Genomic DNA, 25,959 nt, shown 5'->3' with positions numbered 1-25,959 from the left:
CGGGCTGAAACGAAAGGACCGCCTCCATGCCCATGCTTCAGCAGATCATCGATCGGCGGCTGTCGGGCAAGAACAAGTCCATCGGCAACCGCGAGCGCTTCCTGCGCCGCTATCGCGAGCAGATCCGCGAGGCGGTACGCAAGGCGGTCAGCGGGCGCGGCATCCGCAACCTCGAACAGGGCGAGGACATCACGCTGCCCAAGCGTGACGTGTCCGAGCCCGTGTTCAGCCACGGCCAGGGCGGCACGCGCGACTACGTCCACCCCGGCAACAAGGAATACGTCAAGGGCGACCGCATCGAGCGGCCCCAGGGCGGCGGTGGCCAGGGCGGTGGCTCCAATGCGAGCGACAGCGGCGAGGGCGAGGACGATTTCGTCTTCCACCTCAGCAAGGAAGAGTTCATGCAGGTCTTCTTCGAAGACCTCGCCCTGCCCCACCTGATCCGCACCCAGCTCGCCGACGTGCCCGAGTGGAAGAGCCACCGCGCCGGTTTCACGAGCGACGGCACACCCAACAATCTGCACGTCGTGCGCTCGATGCGCGGCGCGCTGGCGCGGCGCATCGCGCTCGGTGGCGACGCGCGCCGCGAGCTGCGCCACCTCGAACACCACCTGGCCCGGCTGCTCGAGCGGCCCGGCCCGCGCGACCCGATGGTCGATCGCGAGATCCGCGAGGCCGAAGCGCGCATCGAGGAACTGCGCGTCTACCTCAAGAAGAAGGTCCCCTATCTCGACCCCATCGACCTGCGCTACCGCAGCCGCGTGCGGGTGCCGGTGCCGACCGCCAAGGCCGTGATGTTCTGCCTGATGGACGTCTCCGGCTCGATGGACGAGTCGCGCAAGGACATGTCCAAGCGCTTCTTCATGCTGCTGTACCTGTTCCTGACCCGTCACTACGAGAAGATCGACCTGGTCTTCATCCGCCACCACACGCAGGCGGCCGAGGTGACCGAGGACGAGTTCTTCCACGCCACCGAAACCGGCGGCACCGTGGTGTCGAGCGCGCTGACGCTGATGCACGACATTGCCAAGGCACGCTACCCGAGCGGCGAGTGGAACATCTACGGCGCGCAGGCCAGCGACGGCGACAACTGGCACCACGACAGCGGCCGCTGCCGCGAGCTGCTGGCCGACCAGATCCTGCCGCTGTGCCGCTACTACGCCTATGTCCAGGTGGCCGAAGCCGAGCAGAACCTCTGGGAGGAATACACCCAGTTGCTCGAGAGCCACAAGAACTTCGCCATGCGCAAGGTCGTCGACGCCGCCGAGATCTACCCGGTGTTCCGCGACCTGTTCAAGAAAGAGGGGGCGCCCGCATGAAAGAACGCGCCCATGAGCCGCTGCCCAGCCCGTCGGACTGGACCTTCGACCTCATCGAGACGTACCACGACGCGATCGCCCGCACCGCGCGCGACTACAAGCTCGACACCTACGCCAACCAGCTCGAGATCATCACCGCCGAGCAGATGATGGACGCGTACGCCTCCGTCGGCATGCCGGTGATCTATCGCCACTGGTCTTACGGCAAGCAGTTCATTGCCACCGAAAAGAACTACCGACGCGGTTTCATGGGCCTGGCCTACGAGATCGTCATCAACTCGGACCCGTGCATCTCCTACCTGATGGAGGAGAACACGATGGCGATGCAGGCGCTGGTGATCGCGCACGCGGCGTACGGGCACAACAGCTTCTTCAAGGGCAACTACCTGTTCCGCATGTGGACCGACGCGTCGTCGATCATCGACTACCTCGTCTACGCGAAGAACTACATCGCCGAATGCGAGGAGCGCCACGGCGTCGAAGCGGTCGAGGACCTGCTCGACTCCTGCCACGCGCTGATGAACCACGGCGTCGACCGCTACCGGCGCCCGCAGAAGCTGTCGCTCGCGCAAGAGCAGGCGCGCCGTACCGAACGCGAGGCCTACCTGCAGCAGCAGATCAACGACCTGTGGCGCACCCTGCCGCGCAAGGCGGACCGCAGCAGCGAGGAAGAAGAAGCCGCGCACCGCTTCCCGAGCGAGCCGCAGGAAAACATCCTCTACTTCATCGAGAAGAACGCGCCGCTGCTGGAGCCGTGGCAACGCGAGATCGTGCGTATCGTGCGCAAGGTCGCGCAGTACTTCTATCCGCAGCGCCAGACCCAGGTCATGAACGAGGGCTGGGCCACCTTCTGGCACTACACGCTGCTCAACACGCTGTACGACCAGGGCCGGCTGGCCGATGGCTTCATGCTCGAATGCCTGAAGTCCCACACCAACGTGATCTACCAGCCGCCGGTGGGGCACCGGGCCTACAGCGGCATCAACCCGTATGCGCTCGGCTTCGCGATGTACACCGACCTGAAGCGCATTTGCGAGAGCCCGACCGACGAAGACCGCCACTGGTTCCCCGACATCGCCGGCTCCGACTGGCTGCCGACGCTCGACTACGCGATGCGCAACTTCAAGGACGAAAGCTTCGTCGGCCAGTTCCTGAGCCCCAAGATGATGCGGGACTTCCGCTTCTTCGCGATCCACGACGACGAGGAAGAAGCCGAACTCGAAGTCGCGGCCATCCACGACGACAGCGGCTACCGCGCGCTGCGCGAGTCGCTGTCGCGCCAGTACGACCTCAACCACCGCGAGCCGAACATCCAGGTCTGGAGCGTCAACCTGCGCGGCGACCGCTCGTTGACGCTGCGCCACACGCAGCACAACAACCGCCCGCTCGACGACGACGCCCAGGAAGTGCTGAAGCACGTCGCGCGGTTGTGGGGCTTCGACGTGCACCTCGAAAGCGTCGACAACCGGGGCAGCGTCGCACGCCAGTGGACGGTGCACGCGCCGCGCGCCTGAAGCGCAGCGGTCGTCAAACTGCGGCAACGCCTCCCCCGCGATCTCGGGGGGCAGGCACGCCGCCGCAGCGCCAAGGTTGGCAAAAGCCCGGCAAACCCCACGCCGGCTCCACACCTCCTGGAGCACCTTCGCATGATCTTTCCTTTCGCCTTCGTCCGGCAGACACCGGCGATCTTCATGGCAGCAGCAGCCGCCTGCGTCGCACTCGACACTGAAGCTGCCCCCCGATACACCGGCCAACCGATCGACACACGGGCCTTTGGCCGCTACACCGAGGCCCACGCGCTCAACGATCTCTCCGATGTTCTTCAGCGACGGCGCGATGCAGGCGCTCACCGGCCCGGGTGGCGAAACGCGTGGCTGGGCCATCGACGTCAAGAACAGCGGCACCGTGATCGTCGACTTCAAATCGGACGACGAAACCATCCGCGGAGCGCTTTGGGACAGTGCCACCGGAGCCCGCTACCTGCCGGTCCGCGAAGGGTATGACTACACCTACGCTTACGCGCTCAACGACGCCGGGGACGTGATCGGCTCGGCCTCCAACGGGCTCGAGACCTATTCTTTCCTGTACACCGGCGGTACCAGCCTGGACTTCGAGTCGCTGGTCGACCTGAACAACCGGGGTGAGGTGCTCGCCTTCGCGCGCCGTGTCGGCACCAGCGATGAGTACAGCTACCTGCTGATGACTCCCGTCCCCGAGCCGCAGACCGCGGCACTGCTGCTCGCCGGTCTCGGCGCGCTCGCCCGGAAACGCCGGCGCCGGCCGGGCCACTGAGCCCCGTCGCCTGCTTCAGCTCTCGGGCGTACGCTGCAACACCCACACCCCCGCCGGCGGCACGTTGAGCCACACCGTGCGCCGCCAGCGCCACAGCAGCCGGCTGTGCTCCGGCAGATCGAACGGCCGCCGGGGCTGGTAGGTGTACTGCACCAGGCGGCGCGTCGGGTCGTCTTCCAGGAAGTTGCAGATCGCCTCGACAGTGCGCAGATGCACTTTGCGCGGCAGTGAACGAAAGGGCAGCGAGGACACCACCACCGCTTGCTCAGGCAGCGCCTCGCGGCGCAGCTCGGCGACGAGTCGGTGGGCATGGGCGGCACGCACGTCGACGCCAGGGAAGCGCAGGCGCAGGTGCCAGGCGAGTTCGGCGTCGATCTCGGCAGCGATGAGCGGCGTCGCCGGGCAGGCGTCGCGCAGCACCCGTGTCACCGCCCCGGTGCCGGCGCCCAGTTCCACCAGCAGGCCTGCGCCGGCCGCCTCACGCGCCATCGCGGCCGCCAGGTAGCGCGACGACGGCAGCAGCGCACCGACGCGTTGCGGCCGGGCCAGTGCTTGCTTGAGGAACATCGCGGTCGTCATCTCGTTGCCTCCCCATGGTCAGATCGGCACATCGTGGCGCAATTGCCAGCCGAAGATGTGAGAAAACCTTGGCCGTGCACGCGGCGCGAAGCCGCCGCCCACATCCTGCAAGAGGCCCGCGACACGGGACACCGTGGGTCGGGCCGGGCTACCTCGACGGCTCAGGCACTGCTTGCCAACGCTTGCAGTTGAAACGGCACGTGCCGCCGCAGCGCAACAATGCGGCGGCTACAACGCGAAGATCTTGCCCGGGTTCATGATGTTCTTCGGGTCGAGCGCGTGCTTGATCGAGCGCATCATCGCGACCGCTCCCGGCCCCGCCTCGTCGAGCAGAAATCCCATCTTGTGCAAGCCGATGCCATGCTCGCCGGTGCAGGTGCCTTCGAGCCGGATCGCGCGCGACACCAGCTTCAGGTTCAAGGACTCGGCCAGCTCCCGCTCCTCGGGTTTCGCCGGGTCGATCAGGTAGCCGACGTGGAAGTTGCCGTCGCCGACATGGCCGACCACGAAATACGCCAAGCCGGCGGCATCGGCTTCGTCGATGGTTTCCAGCAGGCATTCGGCCAGCCTCGAGATCGGCACGCAGGTGTCGGTCGTGACCGCCCGGCAGCCAGGCTTCATCTGCAGCGCCGCGAAGTACGCATGGTGTCGTGCCGTCCACAGGCGCGTGCGTTCTTCGGGCGTGGTGGCCCATTGGAAATCTTCGCCGCCGAGCTCCCGTGCAATCTCCTGCACCAGTTCGGCCTGCTCCTTGACGCCTGCCTCGGTGCCGTGGAACTCCATCAGCAGCATCGGCCCTTCGCGCAGCGTCAGCTTGTCGTGGCGATTCACGGCGCGCACGGCATTGGCATCGAGCAGTTCGCAGCGTGCGATCGGCACGCCCATCTGGATGATCTGTATCGTCGTGCGCACCGCCGCCTCGAGCGTCGGGAAGCTGCACACTGCCGCGGAGATCGCTTCCGGCTGCGGATACAGCCGCAGCGTGATCTCGGTCATCACGCCCAGCGTGCCCTCGCTGCCGACGAGCAGCCGGGTGAGGTCGTAACCGGCGCTCGACTTCTTCGCGCGGGTGCCCGTCGGCACGATGTCGCCGTTCGCGGTCACCACCGTCAGCCCGAGCACGTTCTCGCGCATCGTGCCGTAGCGCACGGCGTTCGTGCCGCTGGCGCGCGTGGCCGACATGCCGCCCAGCGTCGCGTCGGCGCCAGGGTCGATCGGGAAGAACAGCCCGGTGTGGCGGATCTCGTTGTTCAGCTGCATGCGCGTGACACCGGCCTGCACCGTGACGGTCAGGTCCTCGGCGTCGACGCTCAACACCTTGTTCATGCGACTCAGGTCGATGCTGACGCCGCCCTGCACGGCCAGCAGGTGCCCTTCGAGCGAAGAGCCGACGCCGAAGGGAATCACCGGCACCGCGTGTGTATCGGCCAGCTTGACGACGAAGGCCACGTCTTCGTTGCTCTCGGCATAGACCACGGCGTCCGGGGGCGACACGTCGAAGGGCGACTCGTCACGCCCGTGCTGCTCGCGCACGGCCAGTGCCAGCGAACAGCGGTCGCCGAAGCGGGCCTTCAGGGCTTCCAGCATCGCCGGCGGCGCGGTGCGCTGTTCGAACTGCGGCAGCAAATGGCTGGCCAGCGGTGCATTCATGCTTGTCTCCTGGTCTGTTTCAAACCATTCTAGGAGCCCGACCCTAAACTGCCGCTGAAAGGAGCAGCTTCCACCATGGGCAACCGACTCACGCAAATCGCCACCCGCACCGGCGACGACGGCAGCACCGGCCTCGGCGACGGCACGCGGGTTCCGAAAGACCACCTGCGCGTGCACGCGATGGGCGATGTCGACGAGCTGAATTCCCAGCTCGGGGTGGTGCTGTCCGAACCGCTGCCCGACGACGTGCGCGAACTGCTGGTGACCATCCAGCACGAGCTGTTCAACCTGGGCGGCGAGCTGTCGATGCCCGGCCACGAGCTGCTGAAGACCGACGCCGTGGCCCGACTCGACGAGGCGCTCGCTCACTACAACGGCACGCTGCCCCGGTTGAAGGAATTCATCCTGCCGGCCGGCACCCGAAGCGCTGCATTGGCGCACGTGGCCCGCACGATGGCGCGACGCGCCGAGCGTGCAGTCGTTGCACTCGGTGGCGCTCAAGCCGTGCGCGAAGCGCCGCGGCACTATCTGAACCGTCTGTCCGACCTGCTGTTCGTGCTGGCGCGCGTGCTCAACCGCGCCAACCTCGACGGCTTGGGCGGCGACGACGTTTACTGGAACAGCGAGCGGCTCAAGCGCAACATCACCTGAGGGCCCGGTCAGCGCACCGGGGCGGTCGCACCGGTGTGGAATTCGTCGGGATCGAGCCCGCCGTCACGGTTGGCATCGATCTCGTCGAAGCGCGCCGAGATGGCCGGCAGCCGTGTGGCCTCTTCTGCGCTCAGCCGCCCATCGCCGTCGGTGTCGACACGGCTGAACAAGCGCTGGATCGCGTCCTGCTTCGGCGCCTGTTGCGCAGCAGGGGTGGGAGTGATGGAAGGCTGGGTTTGCGCGTGGGCGGACAGCGCCAGCGCCCCGAGCGTCACTGCCAATACACGCTTGGCCTGCAACACGACGCCATGGTCGACACGGCAGCCCGCGCGGTGGATGGATCGAGACATGGGCATTCCTCGGTGTCGTTGCACAAGCGTCCTCATTGGACGGTCGAGGCCGGGTTTAAGCCAGCAGTTTTTCCTGGCTTTACCCGCGTTACAACGGTCATTTGCTCGCGGAACCGAATGCGTGTACTCACAAACTTCCGCAGCGTGGCAAAAAAAACCCGCCAGGATCCTGGTGGGGATCGAGGCGGGCGATTACCCACTCGACGTGGGCTCTGCTGAGGGAAATCAGTTCAACAAGGAGACGAAACCGCCGCTCATGCCTGACGAGGGTTCCATGCGTCGCCTGCCGCCACAGTGCCCCGAAGCACCTAACCCCGGCATGCAGAGCGTCGCATGGCACGGATTCCACTACGCCGGCGACCCTGGCGCCAGCCTTCTTGCCGCCTCTTACCGGCCTTACAAACCCGTGGGCCGGCCCTTGAAGCTCATCCGCGCCTCCGCTTGACCGCGCCGGACAAGATCTCCAGCACCTCCAGCGAGTGGTCCCAGCCGATGCAGGCGTCGGTGATGCTCTTGCCGTATTCCAGCTTGCGCGGGTCGTCCTTGCCGGGCGTGAACTTCTGGGCCCCGCCATGCAGGTGGCTTTCGACCATCACGCCGAAAACGCGCTTCGAACCTTCGGCGATCTGGCCGGCGATGTCGCGCGCGACCTCCACCTGGCGCTCGTGCTGCTTGCTCGAATTGGCGTGCGAGCAGTCGACCATCAGCGAGCACGGCAGCTTGGCCGCCTCGAGGTCGCGGCAGGCCGCCTCGACGCTCTGCGCGTCGTAGTTCGGCGCCTTGCCGCCACGCAAGATCACGTGGCAGTCCTTGTTGCCCTTCGTCTCGACAATGGCGACCTGGCCGTTCTTGTGCACCGACAGGAAGTGGTGCGGTCGGCCGGCCGCCTGGATGGCGTCGGTCGCGATCTTGATGTTGCCGTCGGTGCCGTTCTTGAAGCCGATCGGCGCCGAGATGCCCGACGCCAGCTCGCGGTGTACCTGGCTTTCGGTGGTGCGGGCACCGATCGCGCCCCAGGCGATCAGGTCGCCGATGTACTGCGGCGAGATCACGTCGAGGAACTCGCTGCCGGCGGGCATGCCCACGCGGTTGATGTCGATCAGCAGCTGGCGCGCCATGCGCAGGCCTTCGTCGATGCGGAAGCTCTCGTCCAGATACGGGTCGTTGATCAAGCCCTTCCAGCCCACGGTCGTGCGCGGCTTCTCGAAGTACACGCGCATCACGATCTCCAGCGTGTCGGCGTACTTCTCGCGCTGCACCAGCAGCTGCTTCGCGTAGTCGACCGCCGCGGCCGGGTCGTGGATCGAACACGGCCCGATCACGACCAGCAACCGGTCGTCCTTGTGGTTCATGATGTGGCGGATGCGCTGGCGCGTGTCGCCCACCAGCGTCTCGACCGACGTGCCCCGTATCGGGAAGAAGCGGATCAGATGCTCCGGCGGCGGTAGCGGGGTCACGTCCTTGATCCTTTCGTCGTCGGTTTGCGAGGTCTTGTCGATCGGCGCATACCAACCCTCGACGGTGCTGGTGGACTTGGCATTCATGGGACGTGGGCTCCTTGGTGTCGGTTGTCGGGTGGGAGCGTTCCTGGATCGAGACGGGCCGGGGCAAAAAAAAACCGCCGGGGACTCCCGGCGGTTTCTCGGATTCGGTTCGCTCGTGTTCGGTTACGCGCTTGCCTCTCCCCCGCCGGTGCGGTGCGAGAACCAAAAGTAAAAGAAGAAGAAGCGGGCTGCGCGAAGCATGGGCGGTAATGTAGCACGCACCCGCTGCAGCGCGTCAAGCGCACAACCAGGCCACCATCAGTAGCGGCTCCGCCCCAGTGACGCCACGGATCCGGCTCTGCCGGTCCGTCAGCGTCGCCCCCAGGGGGGTCGGCCGAAGGCCGTCGGGGGGCTCCTAGATCACCAGGTCGGGGTCGCCCGGGTCACGGCCTTCCGTCGATTCGCCCGGCCGCAGGCCCCGCGTGATGGCCGACCACCACCCCGGCTTGCGGCCCGGCGGGTCGAGCGCCGGGTCGGGCTGGCGCAGCACCTCCAACTCACCGAGCATGCGCGTCGCGACGTCGATGAAGTCGTGGCGGTATTCCTGCTCGTCCTTGTTACGCTCGGTCGCCTCGATCCAGACGTCGAGCAGCCACTGCACCTCGGTGAACGTGACCGCGTAGTGCCGCAGCGTTTCCGGGATCACGTGCTGGCCGCCGAGCAATGCGGCGCGCTCGGCTTCCAGCCGCGCGCGCATGTCCTGCTGCAGCTTCGCACGCACCGGCCCGGTGGCCGTGCGCACCTGGCGCACGAACTTCATCAGGTCGTTGTTGACCCGTTCGGCGCGCTCCAGCACCGTCCGGTCGGGTGGCGGGCGAGGTGCGGGCGGCGGCGGCGGGTCTTCGGACATGGCGGGCCCAAAGGCACGGAAAGCCCCTGGACGCGTCAGCGTAGCGGCTCGTCCCGGGGGCCGCAAGACGCGCCGTCCTACAGGCGGCGCAGCGCGTGAGAAAGCTCTCGAAGGCCGTGGGCCGGATGCGATCAGGCGGTGCCGCCGACCGTCAGCCCGTCGATGCGCAGCGTCGGCTGGCCGACACCGACTGGCACGCTCTGGCCTTCCTTGCCGCAGGTGCCGACGCCGGTGTCGAGTTCGAGGTCGTTGCCGATCATCGTCACCCGCGTCAAGGCGTCGGGCCCGTTGCCGATGATGGTCGCGCCCTTGACCGGGTACTGGATGCGGCCGTTCTCGACCCAGTAGGCCTCGCTGGCCGAGAACACGAACTTGCCGCTCGTGATGTCGACCTGGCCGCCACCGAAATTGGTCGCGTACAGGCCTTTCTTCATGCTGGCGACGATCTCGTCGCGCGTCTGGTCGCCGGCCAGCATGTAGGTGTTGGTCATGCGCGGCATCGGCACATGCGCGTAGCTTTCGCGGCGGCCGTTGCCGGTGGGCTTGACCTTCATCAGGCGCGCGTTCGTCGCGTCCTGGATGTAGCCCTTCAGGATGCCGTCCTCGATCAGCACGTTGCGTTGCGAAGCGTTGCCTTCGTCGTCGACGTTGAGCGACCCGCGCCGATCGGGCAGCGTGCCGTCGTCGAGCACCGTGACCCCCTTGGCGGCGACCCGCTCGCCGATGCGGCCCGAGAACGCGCTCGAGCCTTTGCGGTTGAAGTCGCCCTCGAGCCCGTGGCCGATCGCCTCGTGCAGCAGCACGCCGGGCCAGCCGGGGCCGAGCACCACGGTCATCTCGCCGGCCGGTGCCGGGCGGCTTTCGAGGTTGGTCAGCGCGGCGTTGACGGCGTCGTTGACATAGCTCTCGATCACGTGGTCATGGAAGTAGCCGAGGCCGAAACGGCCGCCGCCGCCGCCCGAGCCGACCTCGCGCCGGCCGTTCTGCTCGGCGATCACCGTCACCGACAGGCGCACCAGCGGCCGCACGTCGGCAGCGATGGTGCCGTCGGCGCGGGCCACCAGCACCACGTCGTACTCGCCCATCAGGCCGGCCATCACCTGCACCACGCGCGGGTCGCGCGCGCGTGCCAGCTGCTCGACGCGCTCGAGCAGCGCCACCTTCTGGGTGCTGTCGAGCGTGGCGATCGGGTCCATCGGCGCATACAGCACGCGGCTGCCGGCGACGGTGGAGGCGCCGCCGACCTTCACGCGGCGGCTCTGCCCGGCCGCGGCGATGGTGCGCACCGTGCGCGCCGCATCGAACAGCGCGGCCTCGGAGATGTCGTCGGAATACGCGAACGCGGTCTTCTCGCCGGCCACCGCCCGCACGCCGACGCCCTGGTCGATGCCGAAGCTGCCGGATTTCACGATGCCCTCCTCCAGGCTCCAGCCTTCGCTGCGCGTGTACTGGAAATAGAGGTCGGCGTCGTCGATGCGGTGCTCGCCGATCACGCGCAGCGCCCTCGCGAGCTGCGTCTCGTCGAGCCCGAAGGGATCGAGCAGCAGCGATTTGGCGATGGCCAGGCGTTCGAGGGTGGGTTCGCGCGAAATCATGGATCGATTGTAGGCGTCGGGGGCAACACCGCGCGATCAGCAGGGCCGGCGTCCCCGGCCGCCTGCGTGCCCTCCAGCACCAGCCGGCCACGCCCCGCGGACTTGGCCGCGTACAGGGCCCGATCGGCCCGCGCGATCACCGCGCCCAGCCCGTCGTCGTCCGGCTGCAACTGCGTCGCCCCGGCGCTGAAGCCGAGTCGGAACCCGAGCAGCGGCCCGACCTCGTGCTGCAGACGCTCTCGCAGCCGCGCATCGATGCCTCGCACGGCGTCCAACCCGGACATCGGCAGCACGACGCAGAATTCCTCGCCGCCATAGCGGCCGACCAAATCCGGCTGGCGCAGCGTCAGCCGCAGCGCGTCGGCGAACAGCTCCAGCGCCCGGTCACCGGCCGGGTGGCCCCGCGTGTCGTTGATCTCCTTGAAGTGGTCGAGGTCCAGCATCAGCACCGCCAATGGCTGGCAGTGCCGGCGCGCGAGCGCGACCTGCTCTTCGGCTCGCTCCAGCAGCGTGCGGCGGTTGAGCACACCGGTCAGCCCGTCGACGGTGGCCAGGCGGCGCAGCGCCTGTTCCGCCTCGTCGCGATGTGCCAGCAGGAAGGCCAGCGTGCCGATCGTCAGGCAGGCGTTGTTGACCAGCAGGCCGAGCGCGTTGAGCCAATGCGGCGAATCGAAGGCGGGGTAGCGCTCGGGCGCCCACAGCGCAATGGCCATGCGACCGAACACCAGCGGCGCCGACGCGGCGAGCCCGGCGCCCGCCAGCCAGCGCCAACGCCAGCTGGAAGCTGCGGCACCGGGGCGCAGCAGGGCCCACGCGAGCCAGCCCATTTGCACGCCCAGCACGCCGTTGACGACCGCGATGCGAGCGCCGAAATGGGAGAACACCAACCAGTGCACGACCGCCACCGCAAGCGGTGGCACGACCACCCACGCCGGCCGCACGGGCCGCCGCAAATAGGACTGCACGGCGACATACATGCAGCCGACGCTCGCGACCAGCGCCGCCGCACCCAGCGTCGACAGCCCTCGCGGCCAGCCGCGGAACGCCAGCATCAGCAGTGCCCAGCCGGCCGACTGGCACAACAAGGCCGCGCTCCAGGCGTGGATGCCGGTGCGCGAGGTCTTCTGCCGCCAGTGCACGCCGACGGCGAGTGCACAGCTCATCAGGGTCACGTTGACCCACATCGAAAGAAACAGCGTCTGGGCGTCGAGCGTCATGGCACAAGGCAGCGGCCATTCGTTATCGGCGTACCGCGCCTTCACTTGAGCTGCGCACCGGCGAGCTCGCGCAGATAGCCCACACCGGCCGCGGCACGCGGCCCATACCAGCTCAGCAGTTCGCCATCGACCAGGCGCACGTCGCGCCCCAGCCAGCGCCGCACCTCGTCGGCATGCGCCTGGCCGAAACGGTACGGCTCGCTGCTCAGCAGCACCTCGTCGACCTCGGCCAGCCACGGCTCGCTGCCACTGAAGGCCGGGTAGCGTGCCGCGCCATGCGCCCCCCCCTCGACGGCCGGCAGGGTGTGCCAGTTCACGAGCGCCAGCATGCGCGAGATGTAGGTGTCCCGGGCGACGGTCATCCACGGCTCGCGCCAGATGCAATACAACACCTGCCGTCGCGGCCAGGTGCGGGCCGAGGTCAGCTGCAGCTGTTCTTCGAGGGCGCGGCCCAGCGCCGCGCCCCGCTCGAGCACGCCGTCGACATCACCGAAGCAGGCGGCCATCTGCCGGTACAGCGCAAGGTTGTCGTGCGGTGCGCACGGGTGCGTGACCACCACGTGCGGCACGAACTCACGCAGCGCCTCCACCGTCGCCCGCTTGTTCTCGTCGACGTTGACGATCACGTGGGTCGGCGCGAGACGCCGCAGCTTGGGCAGGTTGACGTCCTTCGTGCCGCCGACCTTCGGCACCGCCGCCAGCACCTCGCGCGGATGTATGCAAAAGCCGGTGCGGGCCACCAGCCACGGCGCGAGCCCCAGTGCCGCGAGCAACTCGGTGACCGAAGGCACCAGGCTCGCGATGCGCAGCTTCATGGTGTCGAGCGGGGGTCGTTCACCGGCGTGCCGCAAACGCCGCAGAAGCGGTCGTTGTGCAGCAGCGCATGACGGCACACCGGGCAATGCGCGGGGGCCTCCATCTCGTCGAGCGACAGGTCGACGTCCACCGCGTGGGGCCGCGGCTCGGTGGGCTGCAGCGGCGCCCTCGCCATGGTGATGGTCGTGTCGAGCCCGGACGAATCGGGCGGCGGCGCGAGGATGCCGCGTGGCGCCGCCGGTCGCGGTTCCGTGCGCTGCACCGGCGCGCCGGGCGACGCCGGTGCCGGCAGCGGCGCCACGTCGGCCTGCGCCAGGTACACCGTGCAGGCGCCGCGCAGGTAGACGAGCCCCGGCAGCACCATGCCGGCGGCTGCCACCACCCCGCCGCCGATGACACCGGCCACCGCGTAGGCCTTGGCGCCGACCGGAACCCCGGCGCCCGCGAGGCTGCGCAGGCCGAAACCGAACAGCCCGGCCATCAACTGGTCAGCCGGCGCTTCGGGCCCGAGGATGGCCGCCGAGAGCCGCGCCACCGTCTGCCCGCCGGCCAGCACGACGAACATCACCAGTGCACCGATCACGCCCGCCAGCAGGCCGACGAACAGCATCATCAAGACGACGTCGAGCAGCCGCCGGCGCGCGATCGCGAACAGCCGGCCGACGCATTGCAGCGTGTCGGCCCCGTCCCAGATGGCAGGCGCGGCCAGCGGCACGATCACGGTCGGCACCGCCAGCAGCGCCAGCCCCACCACCACCACCGCGGCCGGCAGCACCAGCGTGAAAGCCACAGGGCCCAGTACCGGCGTCTTGCAGACGAGCAGCACCACCGCCAACACGAAAGCTCCGGCGGCGTAGGTGATGCCGATCAGCAACAGCGCACCGAGCAGGCGGTGTGCGATGCGCAGCGACGTCACGAGCGCACTGGCCACGCTGCGCCGTGGCTGCCCTTTGGCGTCGTCCATCACCAGCAGGCCGGCGGCATTGCCGCCATAGAACGCGGTGGTGAGGGCCAGCAGCCCATAAAGCACCGTCGTCGCGGCCTGTCCGCGCGACAGCGACTGCGCCAGCATCGCCAGCAGCAGGCCGGACGCGGCGAAGGTGCCCAGCAGCACCGCCAGCGCTGGCGCGTTGCGCACGGCATCGACGCAAGCCAGCAGGGCGCCGGCCGATTGGATCTTGTCGCTGCTGAGGGCCATGGGGAAATGGGGCGAGGCGGCCGCGCCGGTGGGGCACGGCCTGACCGGCCTAGCTTAACGGAGCTGGTTCTGCCGCTCGCGCCGCCGCTCGGCTTCGAGGAAGTCGACGCATTTCGGATGCCTGGCCTTGACCGGGTCCTGGCACTCGGACTTCAGACAGCTCAGCAGGGCGATGAAAACGCGGCCTCCGCAGACATCGGCAGGCACCGCGGGCGCGGCCGACGCAGCCGCCGGGGCCGGCGGCGGCACAAATGCCGGCTTGGGCGGCTCCGGTTTTCTGGCGGCGGCGGCGCGTGCGGCGGCCTCGGCGCGGTCGCGCGCCTCGGCATCGGCCTTCGCCTTGGCTCGCGCGCGGGCCTCGGCACGTGCCTTGGCCCGCTCTTCGTCCTTCGCCTTCTTCGCGGCGGCTTCGTCCTCGGCCGACAGGGCGCCGAGCGGGTTGGCTGGCGCCGCGGTCATCTCCGCGGGGGCGCTGGCCGGCTCAGGCGTCGGTTCGGCGACCACCGGCGGCATCGCGGCCGGTGCAGGCGCAGGTTCCGGCGTGGGCGCAGGGGCGGGAGCGGGCGCAGCCATTGGAGCCGGCGGGGCCGCTTCAACCATCGGCTCCTGTGGCTTGTTGCTCTGCAACAACCACCATGCGCCGGCACCCGCCAGCACGCCGGCGGCCACCAGACCCACCAACATCAGCGGCGCCTTGCGCTCCGACGGCGGGGGCTGATCCATGAAGCTGGCGGGTGCGTCGGCCGGCGGCGGCGGTGCGGGCGGCGAAGCCTCTACCGGCGGCAGCACCGACAACGGGTCGACCGCCGGGACCGCGGGCGGCGGCGGGGGCGGCGGCACAGGCGGCAGCGGGGCCGACGCCACCACGGTGGCGTCGTCGAGGGGGGTCGGCGCCGTGTTGCCCAGGCCGAGCAGGAGGTCGACGTCACTGCCCGCCGGCGCAGGCGCCTGCGGGTTCATCGGCAGGCCGCACACCCGGCACTGCAAGGCGCTGGCCTCGTTCGGCGTGCCGCAGGCAGGACAGGGTTTGAGCGGCGTGGTCGCCACGGCGGCGGGCGGCTCGACGGGTGCCGGCGCATCGGCCGCCACACCGGCCAACGAAGCGCCGCAGCCGCGGCAGAACTTCGCCTTGTCGCGGTTGTCGGTCCCGCACTTGGGGCAAATCAAGCTCATGGTGTCCTCCAGAGGCGCCCGCGCCGCGGCGCTCGAGCGGAGGGTGCCGCCCGCTCGCTGGCGTGCACCCGTGTTCTTCGTCAGGCCGCGTCCCGGCCCGGCAGCGCGGGCGATGATACCCAGTGGCCTGCCGATCACCAATCGTCGGGGCGCAGGGGAAACCACCGGCCGAAGCGTGCGATTTTGCCCGCCATCGCGCATGCGGAAACAACACTTTTTCACACATGGTGCTCACATCGCCCCCGGGTGACCACATAATGGCCTTTCGTGTGTGTGGATGCGGCGCCTCGATCTGAGTGGTTCATGATGGGTAGAAGCTCCAACTGACTGACGTGTATTGAAAGGAGCTCTCTCATGGGCAACAAGCTTTACGTAGGCAATCTCGCTTACAGCGTTCGCGACGAAGATCTGAATGACGCCTTCTCGCAATTCGGTACCGTGACCTCCGCAAAGGTCATGATGGACCGCGACACCGGTCGCTCCAAGGGCTTCGGTTTCGTCGAAATGGGCTCGGATGCCGAAGCCCAGTCTGCCATCAACGGCATGAACGGCCAGTCCCTGTCGGGCCGCGCCATCGTGGTCAACGAGGCTCGCCCCCGTGAAGACCGTCCGGGCGGCGGCGGTGGCGGCTTCGGCGGCCCGCGCGGTGGTGGCGGCGGCTTCGGCGGCGGTGGTGGCGGTGGCCGTCGTGAAGGCGGCTTCGGTGGTGGTGGCGGCGGCGGTGGCCGCGGCGGCTTCGGTGGTGGTGGTGGCGGCGGTGGCCGTGGTGGTTTCGGTGGCGGCCGCGGCGGCTACTGATCCCCGGTCACGCTGAGCCTCCGGCTCAGCCCGCAAAAGCGGCGCGGCGCAAGCCCCGTCGCTTTTTCATTTCCACCGCAAGCCCAGGCAAATGCGGCCGGCGCCAGCCCGCCGCCCTTTCGAGTGGCGCCGCAGATCGGCTCCGCCGGTCTGCCAGTGCCGCCCCCTCGGGGGGCGCGCGCAGCGCGTAGGGGGGTCAAAACTTCTCCGGCCTGAGCACCAGCGCGTCGGCAAAAAACATCGTGACGCCGTAGTGGGGTGCATACGCCGTCAGCACATGCTGCGCGATCTGGTCGGCCACGCCGGCCTCGCAGATCACCTTCATCTCGATCGTGCGGTCGGCCTCCCAGGCGCCCTCCCGCACGCCGGACTCGCCCTCGCCTCGCACGTCGTAGACGGTGTAGCCGTGCGCGCCGAGCCGTTTCACGTCGCGCACCAGCGACTTCTCCAGGGCCGCCTCGGCAATGATGACCAGCAGCTGCCGGGGGTGTTTGGTCAGGGCCATCGCCGGGTTCCTTTACGAAGTCAACGCAACCGCAAGCCGGATGTACAGCGGGATGCCAAGCACGATGTTGAACGGGAACGTGATGCCCAGTGCCGCGGTGATCGACAGAGCGGCATTCGCCTCCGGCACCGCGATGCGCATGGCGGTCGGCGCCGCGATGTAGCTCGCGCTGGCGGCCAGCGTCGCCAGCACCGCGACGCCACCGGTCGACAGCCCGAGTGCCACGCCGACCATCGCACCCGCCAGCGCCAGCACCGGCGGCACCAGCAGGCCCACACCGATCACCACCGCGCCGAAGCGCTTCACCTCGGCCAGCCGGCCGCCGGCCACCAGGCCCAGTTCGAGCAGGAACAGCGCCAGCACTCCCTTGAACGGCGTGACGAACACCGCATGGATGGGTGCCGTGCCTTCCTCGCCGGCCACCGCACCGATGAGCAGGCCGCCGAGCAGCAGCAGCACGCTCTTGCCGAACAGCACCTCGTGCAGCAGCGCGCCCCAGCGGATGTCCTGGAGCCGGGACAGACGCGCCAGCAGGATCCCGGCGACGATGCCGGGCGCTTCCATCACCGCCACCCACAACGGCGCGTGGCTTTCATGGGGAATGCCCTGGCGCACCAGCGCGGCGGTGACCACCGCGAAGGTCACCACGCTGACCGAACCGTAGTGCGCCGCGACCGAGGCGCTGTCGGCGCCCGACAGCCGCAAGCCGCGCAACAGCGGGTACAGCGCGAGCGGGATCGCGAAGCTCAGCAGCATCGTCGCGCCCACCTGCGGCGCCAGCGTCAGCAGCGGCTGCTTCGACAGCTCGATGCCGCCCTTCAGCCCGATGGCCAGCAACAGATAAATGGACAGCGTCTCGTACAGCGCCTCCGGCAACCGCAGGTCCGACTTGACCAGGCGCGCGAACACACCCAACAGGAAGAAGAACACCACCACGTCGATCATGGGCCGCGATGGTGCCACGCGTGACCAGGCCCTAGCCGGGGCGTGTCATTTTCAGCGGGTCGATCCAGCGGTCATAGTCCTCGGGGCTGACGTGGCCCGATGCGAGCGCCGCCTCGCGCAAGGTCAGCCCTTCGTGGTGGGCGCGCTTGGCGATCTGCGCCGCGACGTCGTAGCCGATGTGGCGGTTCAGCGCCGTCACCAGCATCAGGTTGCGCTCCAGGTGCTCGTCGATCGCCGCCTCGTTCGGCTCCAGCCCGCGCGCGCAATAGGCGTCGAACGCCGCGCATGCATCGGCCAGCAGCTCCAGGCTCTCGAGCACGTTGTGCACCATCACCGGCTTGTACACATTGAGCTGGAAGTTGCCCTGCGTGCCGGCGAAGGCCACCGCCGCGTCGTTGCCGAACACCTGCACGCAAACCATCGTCATCGCTTCGCACTGCGTCGGGTTGACCTTGCCCGGCATGATGGACGAGCCCGGCTCGTTCTCGGGGATGCGCAACTCGCCAAGGCCACAGCGCGGGCCGCTGGCCAGCCAGCGCACGTCGTTGGCCATCTTCATCAGACCGCCCGCCAGCGTGCGCAATGCCGCTGACGTCTGCACCAGCGCGTCGTGCGCCGACAGCGCGAAAAACTTGTCCGCCGCCGAGACGAAGGGCTGGCCGGTCAGGTCGCCGAGACGTTGCGCCGCGCGGTCGCCGAACTCCGGGTGGGCGTTGAGCCCGGTGCCCACCGCCGTGCCGCCGATGGCCAGTTCGTGCAAGGCCGGCAGGCTGGCGCGCACCGCATTCAAACCGAAATCGAGCTGCGCCACCCAGGCGCCGATCTCCTGCCCCAACGTGATCGGCGTGGCGTCCTGCAGGTGAGTGCGGCCGGTCTTGACGAGATGGTCATAGGTCTTCGCCTTGGCCGCCAGCGTGTTGCGCAGCGCCGTGACGGCGGGGAACAGCTTCGCATGCAGCTGCTCGACCACGGCCACGTGCATCGCGGTCGGAAAGGTGTCGTTCGACGACTGGCCGCGGTTCACATGGTCGTTCGGGTGCACCGGCTTCTTGCTGCCCATCACGCCGCCGGCCATCTCGATGGCGCGGTTCGCGATCACCTCGTTGGCGTTCATGTTCGACTGCGTGCCCGAGCCGGTCTGGAACACCACGAGCGGAAAGTGCTCGTCGAGCCGCCCGTCGATCACCTCGTCGGCCGCCACCTCGATCAGCCGCGCCACGTCTTCGGGCAATTCGCCCAGTTCCGCGTTCGCCTGTGCGGCGGCCTTCTTCAACAGGCCCAGCGCACGGATCATCGGCCGCTGCCATTTGAAGCGCGCGACGCCGATCGGGAAGTGGTGCATGGAGCGCTGCGTCTGCGCGCCCCAGTAGCGGTCGCCGACCACTTCGATGGCGCCCATCGAGTCGGTTTCGGTGCGGGTGACGAGGGACATGGCTGGCGCTCCTTTCGGCGCCGACGATAGCGCCGATGGCCGGCACGCACCACCGCGCCGGGTCAACTCCCTGGTGCTGGCTCGCCAGCAGATTCCAACATGCTGTCGCGCAACGACACAACTTGCTACGCCCGATTTGCTGTTCGCACAGGCGGTTGGTGCTTAGGATGGCCGCGGTTTTTCGTAGAAGTACAACGTTCAAGGTGAGGAAACATGATCAAGACATCTGTGCCCCTTTGCGAAGCGGCGGGCAAGCACATCAGCCATTTCTGCCCGTTCGGCCTGGGCAAGGAAAACTCCGAGAACCACTGCGCGCACTTTGTCGGCCACATGCTGGGCTACGAGTTCGGGGCGACATGCAAGAACCGAACGTCCGCGGAGAAGAAGCGGGCTGAAAAAGGGGCGTGCATCCGAGTCAACGAGATCTTCGATCGGCTGCGAGACACGGGACTCTGGGTGAACCGCCCCGCGCACTTGTCCTGTTGCCTGATCTTTGTCACCCACACCAGCAACATCGTCAAAACAGGTGATCGCTTGAAGATGAACGAACACCCCGCCAAGCACATCGGCATCTATGTGCACGGCTCCGTTTGGCACTACAGCAATACGAGCGACATCGTCGTGCAGGACTCCGTAGCGATGTTCATGCAGAAGTTCCGGCACGCGTACCATGCTGCCGGTCAGACCGTCGAGTACTACTACGGGACCTTCCTGTGAAGCTTCGTTCGAGAACCGCTTGGCTCCTTTGCGTCGTCTCCTGCAGCGCCGCTGCGCAAAGCATCGATCCGCGCACCGGTGATCCGGCGACGATCGATCCCGCGCACCCTCCCGAGCATGCCCAAGTCGTTCAGCTGTTTCTTGAGAATGCGGCCACGCCCTTGTCTGAGCACCCGGCCTGCCTCGGCGCTCCTCAGATCGCAGCAAAACTGACGTTGCGCGAGATCCTGGCTGCAGTACTTGGCTACGGGTTGGAACGAGAACCGAAACAACGGGCCGTACTGCGAGGAGGCTGTGAGCCGGGCAGCCACACCGATCCGTCCGGAAAAACCACCGAGGGATGGACCTGCTCCCTGCATGTACTCGAGATGGACAAGAGGGGAGCGCTTCACCCCGGCGGTTTCGTGAGTGGAACCTTCACCAAGGATCAATGGCGACTTCTGCCTGGTAGCCTCATGTGCCTTTAGCACGGATGCGCGGTCGGTGACCCCCACACCGCCGCCTCGCTGTACCCCAGCGCCTCGAAGTCCCCCGCCCGCAACGCAGCGTCGCTGTCGCAGAAGAACTCGTCCAACGGCGGTGGCGCGACGTCGGTGCCGGCCAGCATCGCGTGCACCTGACCGCGGTGATGCACCTGGTGCTGGAACAGGTGGGCCAGCAGGCGGTCGAGCCGCTCGGGGTGAGGCCCGTGTTCGCGCGGCACCGGCACCTGCAGGCCCAGCCGGGCGTCGTCGAGGGCGCGGCAGATGGCGATCAGGCGTGCGTCGCTGGCCTGCTGGGCGGCGGCCAGTTCGGTGCAGGTCCGGTAGGGCTCGGGCGGGTCGAAGTAGCTGCGCCAGTTGTCGTTGGGTGAACGGCCCTGCAGCGCGCGCTCCATCGCGTCGATGTACTTCCAGTCGACCGTGAGGATGTGGTTCAGCGTGGCCTGGATGGACGGGAAAAAGCCCGTGCGCCGGGCCGCGAATTGCAGCGGTCCGAGCTGCGCGCAGGCCTGTTCGAGCCGATAGTTGGCCCAGCGGTTGTTGAGGGCGCAGGTGAGCAGGTGGTGCGGCAGGCCGGTCATGCGTTGCCTCCAGCAACAGAGCAAACGGCCATTCTGCGCGCGCCGCGCGGCGGCGGCCAGCAACGAGCGGCAGCAGTTTGTGACCGCCCGCACCCCGGGCAACGCGACGGCGCCGGGCTACTCGCCGCGACGCTTCTTGCGCGCGCGGCCGGCCAGCAGCCGGTCGAACAGCGCGTCGGGCAACAGCCGCATCAGCTTGGCGACCACGCCCATCTGCCAGGGGATCACCCGGTAGCTGACGCCCGCCGCGATGGTGCGGAAGGCACGGTCGGCGAAGTCGTCGGGCTGCAGCAGGAAAGGCATCGGGTAGCGGTTCTCGCGTGTCAGCGGCGTGTCGATGTAGCCGGGGCCGATCGTCACCACCTTGACACCGTACGGCCGCAGCTCGCCGCGCAGGCTTTCGCAGTAGCTGACCACCCCGGCCTTGCTGGCGCAGTACGCGCCGTGGCCGGGCAGGCCCCGGATGGCGGCCACGCTGGAAATGCCGACCAGCGTGCCGCTGCGTCGGTCGCGCATCGGCGCCACGAACGGCTGGAAGGTGGCGGCCATGCCGAGGTTGTTGGTCTCGAAGGTGGCGCGTATCACGTCGAGGTCGTCGTACTCGGCCGTGTCGACCCCGACGCTGATGCCCGCGTTGGCGATCACCACGTCGGGCAGGCCTTGTCGCTCCAGGCAGGCGCGGCCGGCACCGGTGATGCTGGCCACGTCGCGCACGTCGGCCGCGTAGACCGCCACGCGCGCCCCGTCGTAGCCCTGCGCACTGACCCAGGCTTCGATCTCGCCGGCACGCCGGGCCACCAATGCCAGCCGGTAGCCGCCGCGGTAGTAGCGCGCAGCCAGCGCCTGGCCGATGCCGCTGGAGGCGCCGGTGATGTAGACGAGGGGCGCGTTCACGAGTTGCCGGCCCCCTGCCCCCGCGGCGGCAGCGTGCCCTGCACCTGCCCTTTCAGCTCCAGCACCTGCTTGGCGTGGTCGTAGTTCAGCGAAGCCGCCCGCACTTCCATGCTGCCTCGCCGCAGCAACACCGGGCGGTTCGACACCACGCGCTGCGCTTCGGTATAGACGTGCAGGAATTCGCCGAGGAATTCCAGCCGCTCGGTGCCGCCCGGTGCACCGGCCGGGCCGCCGGCTTCACGTACCACATGGGCGTTGCCGACCAGCCGCACTTCGCTGGCGTCGCGGTTCGACAAGCCCCGCTCGGCGGTGGCCACGGTCACGCGGCCCAGTTCGTCGGTGCTGCGCACGCGCACGTCGTCGATCTCCAGCGTCTCGGTGTCCGGGTAGTGACGCAGTTCGCGGCCTTCCAGGAAGGTGCTGGGCCGCCCGGCGGGCGTGAAGTGCTGCACCGAGAAGCCGTTCATCACGTAGTCGGGCTCGTGGCGGGGTGGCGCCTCGACGCGTGGGCCATCGGGCACCGGCGTGTTCTTCACCAGCCAGTAGGTGCCGGCGGCCAGCAGCGCCATCAGCAGCAGCGGCAGGTAGATGGTGACCGAGTCGATGGTGCGTGCCCACCAGGACCGCCGCGGCGCGCGCGGCGTGGCCCGCGGCGCTGCCGGTGCCAGCACCACCCGCTCGGCCGGTGCATTCATGCGGCCGGCCCGCTGCGCTGGCCGTCGTCGAGCGTCTGCAGCTGCGTGTGCAGCAGGCTGGCGTAGCGGCCCTGCGCCACCAGCAACAGGTCGCAGAATTCGCGCGCGGCGCCGTGGCCGCCCGCCGCTTCGGTGACGTGGTGGGCGGCCGCGCGCGCCTCGATGTGTGCGTTGGCGGGGGCACAGGCAAAGCCGGCGCGCACCAGCAGCGGCAGGTCGGGCCAGTCGTCGCCGATCACCGCCAGCTGCGGCCAGTCGATCTGCAACTCGGCCAGCACCGCCTGCGCGGCGGCCAGCTTGTCGTGCACGCCGTAGCGCGCGTGCTGCAGCCCCAGGTCGGCCACCCGCCGGCGCACGGCCGGCGAGTCACGCCCGGTGATCACCACGGGCACCACACCCGCCATGGCCAGCAGCTTGAGCCCGTGGCCGTCGAGCGTGCTGAAGGCCTTGAAGACCTCGCCGGTTTCGCCGATGTAGACGCGGCCGTCGGTCAGCACGCCGTCGACGTCGAAGATGGCTGCACGCATGCCCTGCGCCTGCAGCAGCAGCTCGGGCGGAAAATTCAGGTGGGGTTCGATCGGGCGCATGGGGGCGTCAAATGACCTTCGCGCGCATCAGATCGTTGGAGTTCAGCGCCCCCACCAGTTGCTCGGATTCGTCGATCACCAGCACCGAGGTGATGCGCGCCTCTTCCATCACATCGGCCGCCTCGACGGCCAGCGCGTCTTCGCGCACCAGCCGCGGGCCGCGCGTCATCACGTCCTCGGCCGTCAGGTTGCGCAGGTCGCGGCCTTTCTCGATCTGGCGGCGCAGGTCGCCGTCGGTGAAGATGCCGACGACGTGGTTGTTCTCGTCGACCACCGCGGTGGCCCCCAGCCCCTTCGACGACATCTCGCGCATCATCGCGGTGAAGCTGGTGGACGTGCGCACGCGCGGCACGGCGTCGCCGCCGCGCATCACGTCGCGCACGTGGGTCAGCAGCTTGCGGCCCAGCGCGCCGCCGGGATGCGAGCGGGCGAAGTCCTCTTCGCGGAAGCCGCGCGCGTCGAGCAGCGCCACCGCCAGCGCGTCGCCCAGCGCCATCTGCGCGGTGGTGCTCGCGGTGGGGGCCAGGTTCAGCGGACAGGCTTCCTTGGTGACCGAGGTGTCGAGCACGACGTCGGCATGGCGCGCCAATGAAGAGGTGGCGCGGCCGGTCATCGCCACCATCGGGATGAACAGCCGCTTGAGCACCGGCAGGATGGCGTTGAGCTCGTCGCTCTCGCCCGAGTTGGAGATGGCCAGCACCAGGTCGTGGGTGGTGATCATGCCCAGGTCGCCGTGGCTGGCCTCGGCCGGGTGCACGAACATCGCCGGCGTGCCGGTGGACGCCAGCGTCGCGGCGATCTTGCGGCCCACATGGCCGCTCTTGCCCATGCCCATCACGACCACGCGCCCGGCACATTCCAGGATCGCCTGCACGGCGCGGGCGAAAGCCTCGCCCTGGCGGGCCTTCAGGCCCAGCAGCGCCGCCGCTTCGATCTCCAGCGTTTCGCGCGCCAGCGCCACGGCGCGGTCGACGTCGAAGGGGCCGACGGGTTTGGGGGAAGAGAAACGTTCTGACACGGGGCGGGACTCTCGACTACGATCCACGGATTCTAGGCTTCACGCTCCTGACCCGCCCGCCGGATGGCCTCCACCCTCGAACTCGTCCTGCTCTACCTGCTCGCCGCCGTGATCGGCGTCGTCGCCTGCCGCACCCTGAAGCTGCCGCCGATGCTCGGCTACCTCGCCATCGGCGTGCTGATCGGGCCGAATGCGCTGGCGCTGGCCAAGGACAGCGCCGGCATCCGCTACCTGGCCGAGTTCGGCGTGGTGTTCCTGATGTTCGTGATCGGGCTGGAATTCAACCTGCCCAAGCTCAAGAGCATGCGCAAGCTGGTGTTCGGGCTGGGCCTGAGCCAGGTGGTGCTGACCATCCTGGTGACGGTCGCCGCCAACGCCGCGCTGGCCTGGGTCTACACGCTGCTCGGCCGCAGCTGGGGCCTGCCGTGGCAGCCCGCCGTGGCGCTGGGGGGCGCGCTGGCCATGTCGTCCACCGCCATCGTCGTCAAGCTGATGGCCGAGCGGCTCGAACTCGAAAGCGAGCATGGCCGCCGCGTGATGGGCGTGCTGCTGTTCCAGGATCTGGCCGTGGTGCCGCTGCTGGTGCTGGTGCCCGCGCTCGGCTCGTCCGGCGAAGAGATGGCCGCCGCGTTGGGCTGGGCCACGCTCAAAGCCAGTGCGCTGGTGGTGGTGCTGCTGGTGGGCGGCCAGCGGGTGATGCGCTGGTGGTTGACGCTGGTGGCGCGGCGCAAGAGCGAGGAGCTGTTCATCCTCAACCTGCTGCTGGTCACACTGGGCCTGGCCTGGCTGACCGAGCACGCCGGGCTGTCGCTGGCGCTGGGCGCCTTCATCGCCGGCATGCTGATCGCCGAGACCGAATACAAGCACCAGGTGGAAACCGACATCCGGCCCTTCCACGACGTGCTGCTCGGGCTGTTTTTCATCACCATCGGCATGCTGCTCGACTGGCGGCTGGTGCTGCAGCAATGGCCGCTGGTGCTGCTGCTGACGGTGCTGCCAGTGGCCTTCAAGTTCGTGCTGGTGGCCGGCCTGACGAAGCTGTTCGGCGCCACCACCGGCGTGGCGTTGCGCACCGGGCTGTACCTGGCGCAGGCCGGCGAATTCGGCCTGGTGCTGCTCAACCTGGCCACCGACCGCGGCCTGGTCGGCACCGAGCTGCGCAGCGTGGTGCTGGCGGCGATGGTGCTGTCGATGCTGGCGACGCCCTTCATCATCCAGTACAGCAACCGCGTCGTGATGCGGCTGTCGGCTACCGACTGGCTGATGCAGTCGGTGGCGATGACCAGCATCGCCAAGCGCTCGATCAACACCGACCGGCACGTGATCATCTGCGGCTACGGCCGCAGCGGGCAGAACCTGGCGCGCATGCTGGAAACCGAGCACATCCCCTACATGGCGCTCGACCTCGACCCCGACCGCGTGCGCCAGGCCGCCGCCGCCGGCCAGAGCGTGGTGTTCGGCGACGCTGCCCGGCTGCAAAGCCTGATGGCCGCAGGCCTGGCGCGCGCCAGCGCGGTGGCCGTCACCTACCCCGACACGCCGTCGGCGCTGAAGATCCTGCAGCTGGTGCACGAGCACGCGCCCAAGGTGCCGGTGGTCGTGCGCACCATCGACGACGCCGACCTGGAGAAGCTGCGCAGCGCCGGTGCCGCCGAGGTGGTGCCCGAAGCGATCGAGGGTTCGATGATGCTGGCCTCGCATGCGCTGGCGCTGGTCGGCGTGCCGATGCGCCGGGTGATCCGCCTCGTGCAGCAGCAGCGCGACGCGCGCTACAGCCTGCTGCGCGGCTACTTCCACGGCGCCGACGACGACACCGCCGACGAGCTGCAGCACGAGCGGCTGCAGTCGGTCACGCTGCCGGCCGGCTCGTCGCTGTGCGGCCAGCCGCTGCTGCATGCCACGTTGCACGCCATCGGCGTCACGGTGGTGTCGGTGCGCCGGGCGCACGGCGGCGTGATCAAGCCGGACGACGCGCTGGTGATGGCCGCCGGCGACACGCTGGTGCTGTCCGGGCTGCCCGAACCGCTGGCGCTGGCCGAGCAGAAGCTGCTGGTGGGCTGACACCGCACGC

General features: G+C 68.7%; 26 protein-coding genes. 8 read left to right on the top strand and 18 right to left on the bottom strand.

Annotated elements, in window-relative coordinates; translation table 11 throughout:
• The first annotated feature begins 26 nt into the window (after positions 1-26).
• The 3 genes from M8A51_RS24075 to M8A51_RS24065 all read left to right on the top strand — a co-directional run bounded on the left by M8A51_RS24075 (position 27) and on the right by M8A51_RS24065 (position 3,611).
• Positions 27-1,319: a YeaH/YhbH family protein gene (locus M8A51_RS24075; RefSeq protein WP_251781168.1), complete on the top strand. Its 1,293-nt coding sequence runs from the start codon at positions 27-29 to the stop codon at positions 1,317-1,319.
• Positions 1,316-2,833 carry a SpoVR family protein gene (locus M8A51_RS24070; protein WP_251781167.1) on the top strand — a complete coding sequence of 506 codons (1,518 nt, stop codon included), beginning with the start codon at positions 1,316-1,318 and terminating at the stop codon, positions 2,831-2,833. Before M8A51_RS24075 ends, M8A51_RS24070 begins: the two co-directional genes overlap by 4 nt.
• A 301-nt stretch (positions 2,834-3,134) precedes the next feature.
• Positions 3,135-3,611, top strand: a complete 477-nt coding sequence (locus M8A51_RS24065) for a PEP-CTERM sorting domain-containing protein (RefSeq protein WP_251781166.1) — start codon at positions 3,135-3,137, stop codon at positions 3,609-3,611.
• 15 nt (positions 3,612-3,626) lie between these two features.
• Here M8A51_RS24065 and M8A51_RS24060 read toward each other — a convergent pair whose 3' ends face one another.
• A complete protein-coding gene (locus M8A51_RS24060; RefSeq protein WP_251781164.1) occupies positions 3,627-4,190 on the bottom strand; it encodes a class I SAM-dependent methyltransferase in 564 nt (187 codons plus the stop codon).
• A 228-nt stretch (positions 4,191-4,418) separates the two neighbouring features.
• Positions 4,419-5,840 (bottom strand): FAD-binding oxidoreductase, encoded by a 1,422-nt coding sequence (locus tag M8A51_RS24055; RefSeq protein ID WP_251781162.1) that lies wholly within the window; start codon positions 5,838-5,840, stop codon positions 4,419-4,421.
• 75 nt (positions 5,841-5,915) lie between these two features.
• Between M8A51_RS24055 and M8A51_RS24050 the strand changes: the two genes are divergently transcribed.
• Entirely contained in the window at positions 5,916-6,491 is a 576-nt protein-coding gene (locus tag M8A51_RS24050; protein WP_251781161.1) for a cob(I)yrinic acid a,c-diamide adenosyltransferase, read from the top strand.
• Positions 6,492-6,499: 8 nt separating this feature from the next.
• On the opposite strand, the gene M8A51_RS24045 is transcribed toward M8A51_RS24050, so the two are convergent.
• From M8A51_RS24045 to M8A51_RS24010, 8 genes are all read right to left on the bottom strand, one after another.
• The gene (locus M8A51_RS24045) at positions 6,500-6,841 is read right to left on the bottom strand and encodes an EF-hand domain-containing protein (RefSeq protein ID WP_251781160.1); all 342 of its coding nucleotides are present in this window, start codon (positions 6,839-6,841) and stop codon (positions 6,500-6,502) included.
• A 425-nt stretch (positions 6,842-7,266) separates the two neighbouring features.
• A complete protein-coding gene (locus M8A51_RS24040; protein WP_251781159.1) occupies positions 7,267-8,385 on the bottom strand; it encodes a 3-deoxy-7-phosphoheptulonate synthase in 1,119 nt (372 codons plus the stop codon).
• A 355-nt stretch (positions 8,386-8,740) separates the two neighbouring features.
• On the bottom strand, positions 8,741-9,235 hold the full coding sequence (locus M8A51_RS24035) for a hypothetical protein (protein ID WP_251781157.1): 495 nt from the start codon (positions 9,233-9,235) through the stop codon (positions 8,741-8,743).
• Between the two features lie 131 nt (positions 9,236-9,366).
• A complete protein-coding gene (gene tldD, locus M8A51_RS24030) occupies positions 9,367-10,830 on the bottom strand; it encodes a metalloprotease TldD (RefSeq protein WP_251781155.1) in 1,464 nt (487 codons plus the stop codon).
• The gene (locus M8A51_RS24025) at positions 10,827-12,047 is read right to left on the bottom strand and encodes a GGDEF domain-containing protein (protein WP_251781154.1); all 1,221 of its coding nucleotides are present in this window, start codon (positions 12,045-12,047) and stop codon (positions 10,827-10,829) included. Before M8A51_RS24025 ends, tldD begins: the two co-directional genes overlap by 4 nt.
• 41 nt (positions 12,048-12,088) lie before the next feature.
• Positions 12,089-12,862: a helical backbone metal receptor gene (locus M8A51_RS24020; protein ID WP_251781152.1), complete on the bottom strand. Its 774-nt coding sequence runs from the start codon at positions 12,860-12,862 to the stop codon at positions 12,089-12,091.
• Positions 12,859-14,061 carry a zinc ribbon domain-containing protein gene (locus M8A51_RS24015; RefSeq protein WP_251781150.1) on the bottom strand — a complete coding sequence of 401 codons (1,203 nt, stop codon included), beginning with the start codon at positions 14,059-14,061 and terminating at the stop codon, positions 12,859-12,861. The genes M8A51_RS24020 and M8A51_RS24015 overlap by 4 nt, the downstream gene beginning before the upstream one ends.
• Positions 14,062-14,115: 54 nt before the next feature.
• Positions 14,116-15,234 (bottom strand): zinc-ribbon domain-containing protein, encoded by a 1,119-nt coding sequence (locus M8A51_RS24010; RefSeq protein WP_251781148.1) that lies wholly within the window; start codon positions 15,232-15,234, stop codon positions 14,116-14,118.
• 354 nt (positions 15,235-15,588) lie between these two features.
• Here M8A51_RS24010 and M8A51_RS24005 point away from each other — a divergent pair, with 354 nt between their 5' ends.
• The gene (locus M8A51_RS24005) at positions 15,589-16,032 is read left to right on the top strand and encodes an RNA recognition motif domain-containing protein (protein ID WP_251781146.1); all 444 of its coding nucleotides are present in this window, start codon (positions 15,589-15,591) and stop codon (positions 16,030-16,032) included.
• 196 nt (positions 16,033-16,228) lie between these two features.
• Here M8A51_RS24005 and M8A51_RS24000 read toward each other — a convergent pair whose 3' ends face one another.
• Genes M8A51_RS24000 through fumC form a run of 3 tightly spaced genes read right to left on the bottom strand, consistent with a single transcriptional unit; the run spans position 16,229 to position 18,914 of the window.
• A complete protein-coding gene (locus M8A51_RS24000) occupies positions 16,229-16,537 on the bottom strand; it encodes a P-II family nitrogen regulator (RefSeq protein ID WP_251781145.1) in 309 nt (102 codons plus the stop codon).
• A gap of 12 nt (positions 16,538-16,549) precedes the next feature.
• On the bottom strand, positions 16,550-17,482 hold the full coding sequence (locus M8A51_RS23995; protein ID WP_251781143.1) for a sodium-dependent bicarbonate transport family permease: 933 nt from the start codon (positions 17,480-17,482) through the stop codon (positions 16,550-16,552).
• A gap of 31 nt (positions 17,483-17,513) precedes the next feature.
• Complete coding sequence (gene fumC / locus M8A51_RS23990; RefSeq protein WP_251781141.1) at positions 17,514-18,914, bottom strand: class II fumarate hydratase; 1,401 nt, start codon at positions 18,912-18,914, stop codon at positions 17,514-17,516.
• A gap of 213 nt (positions 18,915-19,127) precedes the next feature.
• Here fumC and M8A51_RS23985 point away from each other — a divergent pair, with 213 nt between their 5' ends.
• Together M8A51_RS23985 and M8A51_RS23980 are read left to right on the top strand one after the other, a co-directional pair.
• Positions 19,128-19,631: a hypothetical protein gene (locus M8A51_RS23985; protein WP_251781139.1), complete on the top strand. Its 504-nt coding sequence runs from the start codon at positions 19,128-19,130 to the stop codon at positions 19,629-19,631.
• A complete protein-coding gene (locus tag M8A51_RS23980) occupies positions 19,628-20,098 on the top strand; it encodes a hypothetical protein (RefSeq protein WP_251781137.1) in 471 nt (156 codons plus the stop codon). Before M8A51_RS23985 ends, M8A51_RS23980 begins: the two co-directional genes overlap by 4 nt.
• Here M8A51_RS23980 and M8A51_RS23975 read toward each other — a convergent pair.
• From M8A51_RS23975 to M8A51_RS23955, 5 genes are all read right to left on the bottom strand, one after another.
• Positions 20,095-20,694, bottom strand: a complete 600-nt coding sequence (locus tag M8A51_RS23975) for a DinB family protein (protein WP_251781134.1) — start codon at positions 20,692-20,694, stop codon at positions 20,095-20,097. The genes M8A51_RS23980 and M8A51_RS23975 overlap by 4 nt on opposite strands.
• A gap of 117 nt (positions 20,695-20,811) precedes the next feature.
• Positions 20,812-21,588: an SDR family oxidoreductase gene (locus M8A51_RS23970; RefSeq protein WP_251781132.1), complete on the bottom strand. Its 777-nt coding sequence runs from the start codon at positions 21,586-21,588 to the stop codon at positions 20,812-20,814.
• Complete coding sequence (lptC, locus tag M8A51_RS23965; protein ID WP_251781130.1) at positions 21,585-22,283, bottom strand: LPS export ABC transporter periplasmic protein LptC; 699 nt, start codon at positions 22,281-22,283, stop codon at positions 21,585-21,587. The genes M8A51_RS23970 and lptC overlap by 4 nt, the downstream gene beginning before the upstream one ends.
• Positions 22,280-22,870: a KdsC family phosphatase gene (locus tag M8A51_RS23960; RefSeq protein WP_251781129.1), complete on the bottom strand. Its 591-nt coding sequence runs from the start codon at positions 22,868-22,870 to the stop codon at positions 22,280-22,282. The genes lptC and M8A51_RS23960 overlap by 4 nt, the downstream gene beginning before the upstream one ends.
• Before the next feature lie 7 nt (positions 22,871-22,877).
• Positions 22,878-23,888, bottom strand: a complete 1,011-nt coding sequence (locus tag M8A51_RS23955) for an SIS domain-containing protein (protein WP_368408594.1) — start codon at positions 23,886-23,888, stop codon at positions 22,878-22,880.
• Positions 23,889-23,951: 63 nt separating this feature from the next.
• Here M8A51_RS23955 and M8A51_RS23950 point away from each other — a divergent pair, with 63 nt between their 5' ends.
• Positions 23,952-25,949, top strand: coding sequence for a monovalent cation:proton antiporter-2 (CPA2) family protein (locus M8A51_RS23950; RefSeq protein WP_251781127.1), 1,998 nt, complete (start codon positions 23,952-23,954; stop codon positions 25,947-25,949).
• Positions 25,950-25,959 lie beyond the last annotated feature (10 nt).

The sequence above is a fragment of the Caldimonas mangrovi genome, assembly GCF_023721835.1.
Classification (GTDB): domain Bacteria; phylum Pseudomonadota; class Gammaproteobacteria; order Burkholderiales; family Burkholderiaceae_C; genus Caldimonas; species Caldimonas mangrovi.
Note: the sequence above shows the minus strand (reverse complement) of the source record. Positions and strands in the feature narration are given on the sequence as shown.

Excerpts from the sequence above, each read along its gene's own strand:
- M8A51_RS23975 (WP_251781134.1), bottom strand. The coding sequence starts at position 20,694 with ATGACCGGCCTGCCGCACCACCTGCTCACCTGCGCCCTCAACAACCGC.
- M8A51_RS24020 (WP_251781152.1), bottom strand. The coding sequence starts at position 12,862 with ATGAAGCTGCGCATCGCGAGCCTGGTGCCTTCGGTCACCGAGTTGCTC.
- M8A51_RS24075 (WP_251781168.1), top strand. The coding sequence starts at position 27 with ATGCCCATGCTTCAGCAGATCATCGATCGGCGGCTGTCGGGCAAGAAC.
- M8A51_RS24010 (WP_251781148.1), bottom strand. The coding sequence starts at position 15,234 with ATGAGCTTGATTTGCCCCAAGTGCGGGACCGACAACCGCGACAAGGCG.
- M8A51_RS24005 (WP_251781146.1), top strand. The coding sequence starts at position 15,589 with ATGGGCAACAAGCTTTACGTAGGCAATCTCGCTTACAGCGTTCGCGAC.
- M8A51_RS23950 (WP_251781127.1), top strand. The coding sequence starts at position 23,952 with ATGGCCTCCACCCTCGAACTCGTCCTGCTCTACCTGCTCGCCGCCGTG.
- M8A51_RS24070 (WP_251781167.1), top strand. The coding sequence starts at position 1,316 with ATGAAAGAACGCGCCCATGAGCCGCTGCCCAGCCCGTCGGACTGGACC.
- M8A51_RS23995 (WP_251781143.1), bottom strand. The coding sequence starts at position 17,482 with ATGATCGACGTGGTGGTGTTCTTCTTCCTGTTGGGTGTGTTCGCGCGC.
- M8A51_RS24065 (WP_251781166.1), top strand. The coding sequence starts at position 3,135 with ATGTTCTTCAGCGACGGCGCGATGCAGGCGCTCACCGGCCCGGGTGGC.
- M8A51_RS24000 (WP_251781145.1), bottom strand. The coding sequence starts at position 16,537 with ATGGCCCTGACCAAACACCCCCGGCAGCTGCTGGTCATCATTGCCGAG.
- fumC (WP_251781141.1), bottom strand. The coding sequence starts at position 18,914 with ATGTCCCTCGTCACCCGCACCGAAACCGACTCGATGGGCGCCATCGAA.
- M8A51_RS24060 (WP_251781164.1), bottom strand. The coding sequence starts at position 4,190 with ATGACGACCGCGATGTTCCTCAAGCAAGCACTGGCCCGGCCGCAACGC.
- M8A51_RS24035 (WP_251781157.1), bottom strand. The coding sequence starts at position 9,235 with ATGTCCGAAGACCCGCCGCCGCCGCCCGCACCTCGCCCGCCACCCGAC.
- M8A51_RS23985 (WP_251781139.1), top strand. The coding sequence starts at position 19,128 with ATGATCAAGACATCTGTGCCCCTTTGCGAAGCGGCGGGCAAGCACATC.
- M8A51_RS24025 (WP_251781154.1), bottom strand. The coding sequence starts at position 12,047 with ATGACGCTCGACGCCCAGACGCTGTTTCTTTCGATGTGGGTCAACGTG.
- M8A51_RS24050 (WP_251781161.1), top strand. The coding sequence starts at position 5,916 with ATGGGCAACCGACTCACGCAAATCGCCACCCGCACCGGCGACGACGGC.
- lptC (WP_251781130.1), bottom strand. The coding sequence starts at position 22,283 with ATGAATGCACCGGCCGAGCGGGTGGTGCTGGCACCGGCAGCGCCGCGG.
- M8A51_RS24040 (WP_251781159.1), bottom strand. The coding sequence starts at position 8,385 with ATGAATGCCAAGTCCACCAGCACCGTCGAGGGTTGGTATGCGCCGATC.
- M8A51_RS24045 (WP_251781160.1), bottom strand. The coding sequence starts at position 6,841 with ATGTCTCGATCCATCCACCGCGCGGGCTGCCGTGTCGACCATGGCGTC.
- M8A51_RS24015 (WP_251781150.1), bottom strand. The coding sequence starts at position 14,061 with ATGGCCCTCAGCAGCGACAAGATCCAATCGGCCGGCGCCCTGCTGGCT.
- M8A51_RS23960 (WP_251781129.1), bottom strand. The coding sequence starts at position 22,870 with ATGCGCCCGATCGAACCCCACCTGAATTTTCCGCCCGAGCTGCTGCTG.
- M8A51_RS24055 (WP_251781162.1), bottom strand. The coding sequence starts at position 5,840 with ATGAATGCACCGCTGGCCAGCCATTTGCTGCCGCAGTTCGAACAGCGC.
- tldD (WP_251781155.1), bottom strand. The coding sequence starts at position 10,830 with ATGATTTCGCGCGAACCCACCCTCGAACGCCTGGCCATCGCCAAATCG.